The following is an 8,728-nucleotide window of genomic DNA, read 5'->3' as shown; positions in this document are numbered from 1 at the left end:
TCAGCCATCGCCCTCGCAGCCCTCGTTATTTACTGGCTATGAGTCCTGACCCTAAGTTTGGAGGATCAAAGAAACTGCATGTTTAGGGCGAAATAGACCTGCATCTTTGGTTGGCCAGCGCCCTTGTCGCGAACCGACCATTGCGGTTCTACAAACAGGTTGAAGACGGTCTTGTCACGCTTGACGACTTTGCCCAAGCGAATGCCCAGGGGAACAGAGTAGTTGTTGTTGCGGAAGTTGTATGTCCAGATAGGCGCACCGCCCGTGTACCAGCCGTTGCCCAACTGGTAGAAGGCAAAAGGCTGGAAGGCGCCCAAGCTGACACGGGGCCCGCCTTTTGTATCGCCAACCCCTCCACGCCAGGTCAGCAGGTATCCGTACTGGAACTTGGGCGATGTGGCATTGAAATAGACATTGGCGATGCCCAGCTGCCATTGATCCGATCCCAGCCGATTGTCGGTCGCCGTTGGCGCGACAACCTGCGGTCCTACCGCAAAACTGATTGCCGGGTTGCCGGTATCTATCTGGTAGGCGGCAAAAATGTCAAAATCACCGATCCCATTGACGGTCGATCCCCCGGTGCCGACCGGGAAGCTGTTGTACGGCAGCGAGGCGCGGATCAGCCATTTGGAATTCCCCCATTGCACGGGTTTGGCATAGCGCAATACAAACTGGTTTCCCGATTGGTTTCCCGGCCCGGTGAACTCGTCGATGTAGTAGTTCTGAATGTTGAACGCCGTTATGTCGGCCAGCGGGTTGTTTGCCTGTGCTTCTGCGTTCTGCGCAGCGGCTTCTTCCGAGTGCAGAGCTAATGCAGTCAGAGTGGCAAGAACCAACACCCTGAAAATTGAAAAATACCTAGAAGAAGTCATATACCAATTCCTTTCCAACAGGGTACAAACGCCGCCGTTTTAGTGCTGTGGGTTTGATTTACCTAAAGTCCGTCATATTCGGCGGCGACGGATTGGGGTGATCCTTCAGCGTGGCGAGATAGGTGTTGATGATTTGCAGATAAGGCGCCATCGCCCAGCCTGCGCCGGCATGAGCTAAGTTCACTCGTTCCTTTGGGTCCGCTTCGATGTTAAAAATCTGCGGGAAGCCGGCGGTATCGGTGATCGCACCCATGTAGCCGCCTACAGCCGGGTTGGTTTCGGTAACCCCGACTTCGAACGGATAAAAACGGAATTGCCTCCAGCGAACGGCGGCGATGCGGTCGCCGATGAAGGTGATAAGACTTTCGCGGGCCGATGTGTCCGAGTTACCAAGCAAGAAATCAGATTGGTCCACTCCGTCAATGGGGCGGTCGGTTGGGATATCTGCGCCAATCAAGTTGGCAAGTGTCGGGAAAAAGTCGTGAATGGCAAACATCTCGTTGCTGACCCTTGGTTCGACTGCTCCCGGCCACCGGATCATGCCCGCCGTGCGGATTGAGCCTTCGTAGGCGTCCCCCAATTCCCCTCTGAATGGCCCGTTGTCGCCCTGATGCACTTCGTCCAAAGACGTTGCGGTCACCGTCGCACCATTGTCCGAAATCCAGATTACCATTGTGTTGTCGCGGATGCCCGCCTGATCGATAGCAGCCAGAACCTCGCCGGTGCGAATGTCCAATTCCATAACCGAGTCGCCGTATTTGCCAGCGCCAGACATGCCCATGAATTCGTCGGTTGTGTCATTAGGGAAGTGTGGCCGGGTCCACCCGATCATCAGGAAGAATGGGGCCTCCGCCTTGGCTTGCTCCGTGATGTAGGCGGCAGCCGTAGTGGCAATGTCACCTTCGATCTGTTTGCGGTATTCGAAATCATAGGGCCGCACAAAGGAGGTTTCGCCCGGCCCCCTGGCCTCGATGATCTTCGCACCGTATGCCTCTGCTTCGGCATCCGACATACCAAGCGCCTTGATATTTGTGCTGTAGGCGGAACTGTCGCTCGTGCCGGAAAATCCCACCAGCCATTGATCAAAACCCTGGTTCTGTGGCTGGCTGACAGCCTGCGGACCCAAGTGCCATTTGCCGACATAGGTCGTGTCATAGCCGACTGATTTGAACAACTCACCCAAGGTGACGTCATCTTCCTGCAACCCGCCACCGGCCCCGGGCGCGATCACCAGGGACATGCCGTTGCGGATGGAATACTGCCCGGTCTGCAATGCCGCCCGCGACGGAGTACAGCCCGGTTCCACCATGAATTGCGTCAGTCGCAGGCCCTCGGAGGCAAGCTGGTCGATATGTGGGGTGCGCATCCCGCCCCGGGTGCCACCGTTGTAAACACTGAGATCACCGAACCCGAGATTGTCGGCCAGCATCAACACAACATTGAGACGTTGCTGAGCGATGGCAGCAGTCGAGGCAAATGCAAAGAAAATCCCGACAAATATAGCCGCATAGCGCAGTTTCATAGTGTTCCCCTTTTGAGGTTTGAAAAGTTGATGCCGCTGGCTCGACAGAGTTGTCATCACTATCCTGGCGGAAACGCGGGTCCTGTCCCACGCTTCCATTTGCGCTCAACCTTCAGGGGTGTACCAGATCGGCGAGGTGTAGGCCCTGTCCTGCAAGATCATAGGAACCTCTGGCGCCATTTCGATGCCATAATACTTCGCGTCATGAGCTTGCCAGGTCGGCTTGGGGATCTCCAAAACGCGAACATAGTAAAAGGCGCGCTGGGAAGGATCGAAGTCCGGATCGGTCCAAACCACAGCCAGCATCGGATCACCAACGGTATTGGTATAGCTGGCGTTGGCGATATCCACCGTGTTGCCAACATCGCTGTCGCAGGCATGATTGCTAATCGTACGACCGTCAGAACAGGCCATGTCGTAAACCTTTTCCGAGGTTGTCCCATCTGCATTAAGCCAGCCTTTGACCATCTGTAGCCGGTCTAGGTTCGCATTATCTGGATCACGCAGGGCGCGTACCATGAAGGTTGGTGCCTCGTCGGCTGGCGCATTTGTCAGGTCTCCCCCCATCGGCACACCTGCGGCATAGCCACGCTCAGCGAAATCGGGCCGTTCCACCTCGTCTACTTTGAAGTCCCAACCACCGAAGACCCGCACGGTTATGCGCGACCCTGTAGTGGCGTAAACTTCTTTGCGGTTGATCGCGTCAAACAGCGCTTCCCGGGTATTCTCGCGAGCCCAGACACCGGTCAGGCCGGAAGCCAGAGTTTCCCAGTTGTAGTAATCGGTTCCCTCCAGTTCGCCCTTCATGAAGACATGGCTCCAGCGACCCGGATCCGGTTCAGCCGGAGGGTTTTTGCCAAAGAAGTTGTCCTCGCGGGTAGTGACCAAAGAGGTATGCGCATCAGTCGAACCAATCATGCCGAACTTAAACGGGTTGGTGCCTAAGGTTGCCTCATGTCTCAGACCAAGTCGTAAGGCAGATCGTGCGTATTGATGCGGCAACATCTCTTCCGTGATCCGATTGCGCCCACCAAGGTCCCCTTTGTCCCAAGTGCCAAAATCGGCCCAGCGATCATCTGGCGAGAGGGCCGGATGAGTTTCACCATCCCCCTTGATCTGCGTCATCTCGTAGATCGGTTCAAAGCGCATCCGCTTCCTAGCATAGGATTCATCTAGCGGTTCGCCATTGTTGCGGTTGTCAGAAAACATCAACCCGGTGCCCCAATTGCCATTGTGCGCGGCCGCAAGAGTACGCCCTCCTGTGTTGTTCTCGTAGGCTTCCATCCAATCCCAAAGGTCTTCAGGATCGTCCGAATCAAAGGTTGCAAAGGGAATAATCTGGCCAGCGCGATCCGCACCATCGCGGAACATAACCACTCGGTGCAGATTGTTGCCGTTAGAGGAGGACGACCACTCAAACCCAATGATCGACGTAAACACACCGGGGTCATAATACTGTTCAGCGTAGGCTGTTGATTTATCCCAAGCCGTACGCTGAATCGAAGGGTTTTCGACCAGATTTTCTAGTCGGGCAGCGGAGTCCACAACCTCATAGAAAGCTTGCATTCCCTGATCCGGATCGCCGCTTTGGCGCATCTTGTACCAGCGCGCGGTTACCGGATCTTCTTGAATGACCGGATCGCCTTTGGCCAGCATGTCCGCCAGCCCGAAATACTCGGCATGGTCAGCCACAACCAACCAATCCAGAGGCCGATGAAGCCTAACGCGGCTACCAGTGCTAGATACCATTTCTTCACCACGGGCAAATCGATAGGCATCGCCTGGATCCAAAGTATTTCCAAAAAAACCGCCATCAATAGAATACGACGTGTGGAGGTGGGTGTCTCCCCAGAACACCTGATTAGGCATGTGCTGGTCGACAAAAGGTGAATAGTCTGGGGTGTTCACACCGACGTCAGCGGGATCAAGTGTACCGTAGCCAAGACCTTCTTCCCGGTCCTGTGCGGCAGTTGCGGTTCCTAAACCTGCTACAAGGCCTAAGGAAACTAGGCTCGAAGTCAGTCTGTTCATAGCATTCTCCTCGGACTTCTTAGTGACATTTCTCCTGTGGCGTCTCTTGCTCAAGTACGCGAGTTTCGGTGCCACGACGGGCGGATGCCTTATCGCAGGCGGCAGTTTTGTATCACTTCGTGTATTCGTCGAAATTCTCGACCCGGTGGATGTTTGGCAATTGGTAGGTGCCGTCAAAGAACTCGGCATGTGCCCCGTACGCCCGGATATACGGGAACCAGCCCCGGCCTGGTAGTGTACGGACATAGTTGGTTTCCCACCCCTTCGGAGCGGCGTCCGGCCCCAACATCACGGCAAAGGACCCGTCCTCGTTCTTTCTCGGTTTGTGCTCGAGACTGTCGATGGTCACATCATCTCCAGACTCAAGCCCGCGATTGTCCAAAAGAACACGTGTGTCAGGATCATAGATCGTTAGCGACCAGAACAAGTCTGTCTTTGGTTCTCGGTCAAACAGCATAACATATCGCTGTTCGCCCTTGAGCCGCTCTCCATTCGAGTCTTCGAACTTGGCGACATATCCCTGCGCTTTCCCGGGCCGGGGTACGGTCATCGAAGGTGAGGTCAATTGCGCCTCGTAGGTATACCGGGCCCGGGGATCAAAAATGTCAAAGTTCTGAGTGCTTTGATCGTACTTGATTCCGTCACCCCATTCCCCGCCGAGCACGTAGCGCCAGTCGAACTCTCGCAAAACGCCATCCAGACGTTCGCTGAACACGAAGGACTTGGCCATCATCTCGCCCACCTTGGCCCCGTCCAGCAGCGCCGCTGTTTGACGTTCGTTCGGTTCGAACGGCTTCCCTCTCTCGATGCCAAGAGACCGCAGCCAATACATGAACAGGCGGTCTCGTTCGGCAAGATGCTCATTGTTGATAGCGGCGTGCAGGACTTTCCAGAATGCCATGCCACGAGGCTGAATCGTCGGAAGGAACTTGTCCCCGCCGGGGTGAACCGTCGTGGCCGGTTCGGAACCGTAGCGATACATCTGAATCTGGTTCCAGGTTTTCTGCACTGTATCCACATCCGCTCCGGCCACTCTAGCCAGAACGACGGCCCGGTCTGTTCCGATCTCGTGAACCTGGAAGTCATCGCCAAGCTTTTTCTGGTCGGGTCGCATGTGTTGTGGCGTGTTCGGGCCTACAATGACGTGCTTGCCGCCTTTGCCTTCAAACGGTCCGAAGATGCCAATATCCGTCGGAGATTCCTGCCACATGTCGATGACCATGCCGATGACGATCCCCGGCGGGACATCCAGCACAGTCGCGGCACCCTTAGTGTTGAGCAGACCCAAGGCGTAGTTTGTAGTTTCGTTCGCAGTCAGGTATCCGCGACGCTCGTTAAACGACTCGATCCGTACGAAATCACCGTAGTCAAAGTCGAAGTTGTTGAAGTAATTCTGGGCAAGCCGTTCCTGCGCTACGATTGGCAAGGCCCACAGATACAGCTGTGCGGCTCGTTGGTGGTCGATCAACTCATAAATCCGAGCAGCAGATTCTTCCGTTGGAAAACTGTGTTCGAGATCAAAATCACCAAAGAAGGTTTCGACAGATCCCGTGACCGGCATCGCTGCGGAGAACTCGTCATCGCTTTGAATGTCAGACAGCCGCATCTCTTCGGCTACTGCATGTGTGCCCAAAAAGGCAAAGCTCGTGAGAGCCGACACCAGCAATAAGATTTTAGCTTTCATAATCTAAACCTCCAACAAAGGGGCAACTGGCCAGTTTGACTGGCCAAGGAATAAGATCCCGCCCAAGAGATGCATTTCTTTCGGGCGGGTGCCTGATCAATCAGCCGCCCAAATCAAGGTTGACCACAACCTTTTCGATCCCACCCGGGAAGTCGAACGGCACATGGTAACTTTCGCTCACAGGCTCACCCGCGTCCGAGCCAACATCAAAGGTCTCGTCCAGCGAAATGCGGAAACCCATGGTGCGGTCGATCCGGCCTTCACCAACGAGAGTGTCATTTACGAACAACTTGCCGGTGCCACCCTTGCCAGGCCCGCCGCCGTCGTATTCGAAATCGTAGCGAATGACATGTTTGCCCGGTGCCAGCACATCGCCTTCGATGTTGTACCGCTCGAGATTGGCAACGTTGTATGTGTAGACCGGCTTGCCGTCGAGCACATAGAGCGCCCATCCACCAAAACGACCGCCTTGAGTCACCAGCATGCCGTCAGTGTCCCCTTCGCCAATCTCGACATGCGCCGTGATCGTGTGCGACTTGTTTTTGAAATCAGGCGCGGTGCCTTCAGGTATACGCTTCATGTTGTCGTAGTACGTGAACGTATCGCGACCCAAAGTCAGGCTGGGGCGAAGGGCCACGTCTAGTCGCGGCTTGCGTTGGCTATCAATCGGGAAGGCATCATATTTTCGCGCCTCGCCGTAGAACAGGATCTGTAGTTCTTTCAGCTTTTCCGGGTACTGATCCACCACGTTGTTGGACTGGGAAAAGTCCTCGGCCACGTGGTAGAGTTCCCACTCCCAGTCATTAATTACATCGCTAGGTCTGTTCAGACTGGCCCAAGGAACGTCGAACGGTGTAGTCGCCGCGACCCAACCATCATTGTATATGGCACGGTTGCCGAACATCTCGAAGTACTGCGTGCGACGGGTCGATGGGGCTTCGGCATCGTTGAATGCATACATCATGCTGGTGCCTTCGATGGGAGATTGCGCCACACCATTGATCGAATGCGGTGCCGGCAGGCCAGCGGCCTCCAGAATGGTCGGCATGATATCGATCACGTGGTGGAACTGGTCACGCACTTCTCTTTTGCCTTCGATCTTGGCAGGCCAGCGAATGATCATGCTATTGCGTGTGCCGCCAAAGTGGCTGGCGATCTGCTTGGTCCACTGGAACGGCGTATCCATAGCGTGCGCCCATCCGACCGGGAAGTGACCAAAGGTATTCGGCCCACCCAGCTCGTCCATCCGTGCATAGGTGTCCTCGAAAGGCACTTCGATGGCGTTGAACATGGTCATCTCGTTCAACAGACCGTCTGGGCTGCCCTCGGCGCTCGCTCCATTGTCGCCCATTAGGTAGATGACCAGCGTGTTGTCCAATTCGCCTGTATCCTCGACCGCATCCAGGATCCGGTTGATCTGGTGATCCATATGCGCCAGCGCGGCTGCGTAGACTTCCATCATACGGGCGTAGAGCTCTTGCTGCTGGGTCGTCAGTGAATCCCAGGCGCGAATATCCGCTGGGCGTTCAGTCAGTTTTGTGCCTGGGGGAATGATCCCCATTTCCAGCATGTTGGCATGGGTCTGCTCGCGGACGGAATCCCAGCCCATGTCAAACTGACCTTTGAACTTGTCGATCCATGCTTTCGGCGCATGGTGCGGCGCGTGGCTCGTTCCCGGAGCATAATAGACAAAGAAGGGTTTGTCGGGCGCCAGCGCGTGTTGTTCGCGGATATAGTTGATCGCACGGTCGGCCATATCCTCGTCGAGGTGATAGTCCTCGGTGTTCGGTGGTTCGACCGGTTTGGTGCCCTCAAAGATTGCCGGCGTGAACTGGCTGGTGTCGCCGCCGATGAAGCCGAAGAATTGTTCAAAGCCCAGCCCTGTTGGCCACAGATCGAACGGACCGGCCTGGCTGGATTGCCAATCCGGCACATTATGGTTCTTACCGTACCAAGCCGTATTGTAGCCGTTGCCTTTTAGGATTTCGGCAACGGAGCCGTTCTCCTTCGGCATCAGCGAGTTGTAACCCGGGAATCCGGTTCCCAGTTCCATGATCACACCGGTGGCGTTGGAATGGTGGTTGCGACCGGTGATCAGCGCAGAACGAGTTGGGGAACACAGTGCCGTGGTGTGCATCTGCGTGAACAGCAGCCCATCCTGTGCCAGACGCTCATACGCCTCCGTCGGAACCGGCCCGCCGAATGGCACACTGGCCCCAAAGCCCACATCATCCGGCATGATCAGGAGAATGTTCGGAGCGCCTTTGGGGGCCGTAACCTGTCTTGGAAAATCCAACGTCGACTCGTTGGTTCGCAACCCGGCATGACCACGGAACTCGGTCATGGGTATCGGTAAAACGGAACGGTCCCAATGGTCTTTGTCGTCTGCTTGCACAGCAGCAGGCAGACCACCCAACGTGAGTAACCCAGCTAACAAACAAATGAACCCAGCTTTCATTAGATTGCCTCCTAATTTCTTGATCTGTCGGTTCTGGTCGCCGAGGCCATCTGGGTCGGAAAAATTGACTCCTTCAGGGAACATCAGCGGATCCGTAGTCCCCCTATGATGCACAGACCGAACCGGGCACGCAGCAGCTTTTACTATCCCAAAAGTGCAAT

Annotated in this window: 5 protein-coding genes; all 5 read right to left on the bottom strand. The window is 55.6% G+C overall.

The features are described 5' to 3' along the window. Window positions 1-65: 65 nt before the first annotated feature. Complete coding sequence (locus tag GOV53_RS18770) at window positions 66-872, bottom strand: hypothetical protein (protein WP_170469327.1); 807 nt, start codon at window positions 870-872, stop codon at window positions 66-68. A 58-nt stretch (window positions 873-930) separates the two neighbouring features. Further along, window positions 931-2,394 carry a sulfatase-like hydrolase/transferase gene (locus tag GOV53_RS18765; protein ID WP_170469324.1) on the bottom strand — a complete coding sequence of 488 codons (1,464 nt, stop codon included), beginning with the start codon at window positions 2,392-2,394 and terminating at the stop codon, window positions 931-933. A gap of 105 nt (window positions 2,395-2,499) precedes the next feature. Beyond that, the gene (locus tag GOV53_RS18760) at window positions 2,500-4,425 is read right to left on the bottom strand and encodes a DUF3604 domain-containing protein (protein ID WP_170469321.1); all 1,926 of its coding nucleotides are present in this window, start codon (window positions 4,423-4,425) and stop codon (window positions 2,500-2,502) included. 112 nt (window positions 4,426-4,537) lie between these two features. Then, a complete protein-coding gene (locus tag GOV53_RS18755) occupies window positions 4,538-6,109 on the bottom strand; it encodes a DUF1214 domain-containing protein (RefSeq protein ID WP_170469318.1) in 1,572 nt (523 codons plus the stop codon). Between the two features lie 100 nt (window positions 6,110-6,209). Then, window positions 6,210-8,567 (bottom strand): arylsulfatase, encoded by a 2,358-nt coding sequence (locus tag GOV53_RS18750; RefSeq protein ID WP_170469315.1) that lies wholly within the window; start codon window positions 8,565-8,567, stop codon window positions 6,210-6,212. Window positions 8,568-8,728: the final 161 nt, after the last annotated feature.

Source organism: Ruegeria arenilitoris, from assembly GCF_013035315.1.
GTDB lineage: Bacteria > Pseudomonadota > Alphaproteobacteria > Rhodobacterales > Rhodobacteraceae > Ruegeria > Ruegeria arenilitoris_D.
The sequence above is the reverse complement of the archived record's forward strand: the minus strand, read 5'-3'. Positions and strand labels throughout refer to the sequence as shown.

What these genes read in the sequence shown, in the direction of transcription:
- GOV53_RS18770 (WP_170469327.1), bottom strand. Translation starts at nt 872, where the DNA reads ATGACTTCTTCTAGGTATTTTTCAATTTTCAGGGTGTTGGTTCTTGCC.
- GOV53_RS18765 (WP_170469324.1), bottom strand. Translation starts at nt 2,394, where the DNA reads ATGAAACTGCGCTATGCGGCTATATTTGTCGGGATTTTCTTTGCATTT.
- GOV53_RS18760 (WP_170469321.1), bottom strand. Translation starts at nt 4,425, where the DNA reads ATGAACAGACTGACTTCGAGCCTAGTTTCCTTAGGCCTTGTAGCAGGT.
- GOV53_RS18755 (WP_170469318.1), bottom strand. Translation starts at nt 6,109, where the DNA reads ATGAAAGCTAAAATCTTATTGCTGGTGTCGGCTCTCACGAGCTTTGCC.
- GOV53_RS18750 (WP_170469315.1), bottom strand. Translation starts at nt 8,567, where the DNA reads ATGAAAGCTGGGTTCATTTGTTTGTTAGCTGGGTTACTCACGTTGGGT.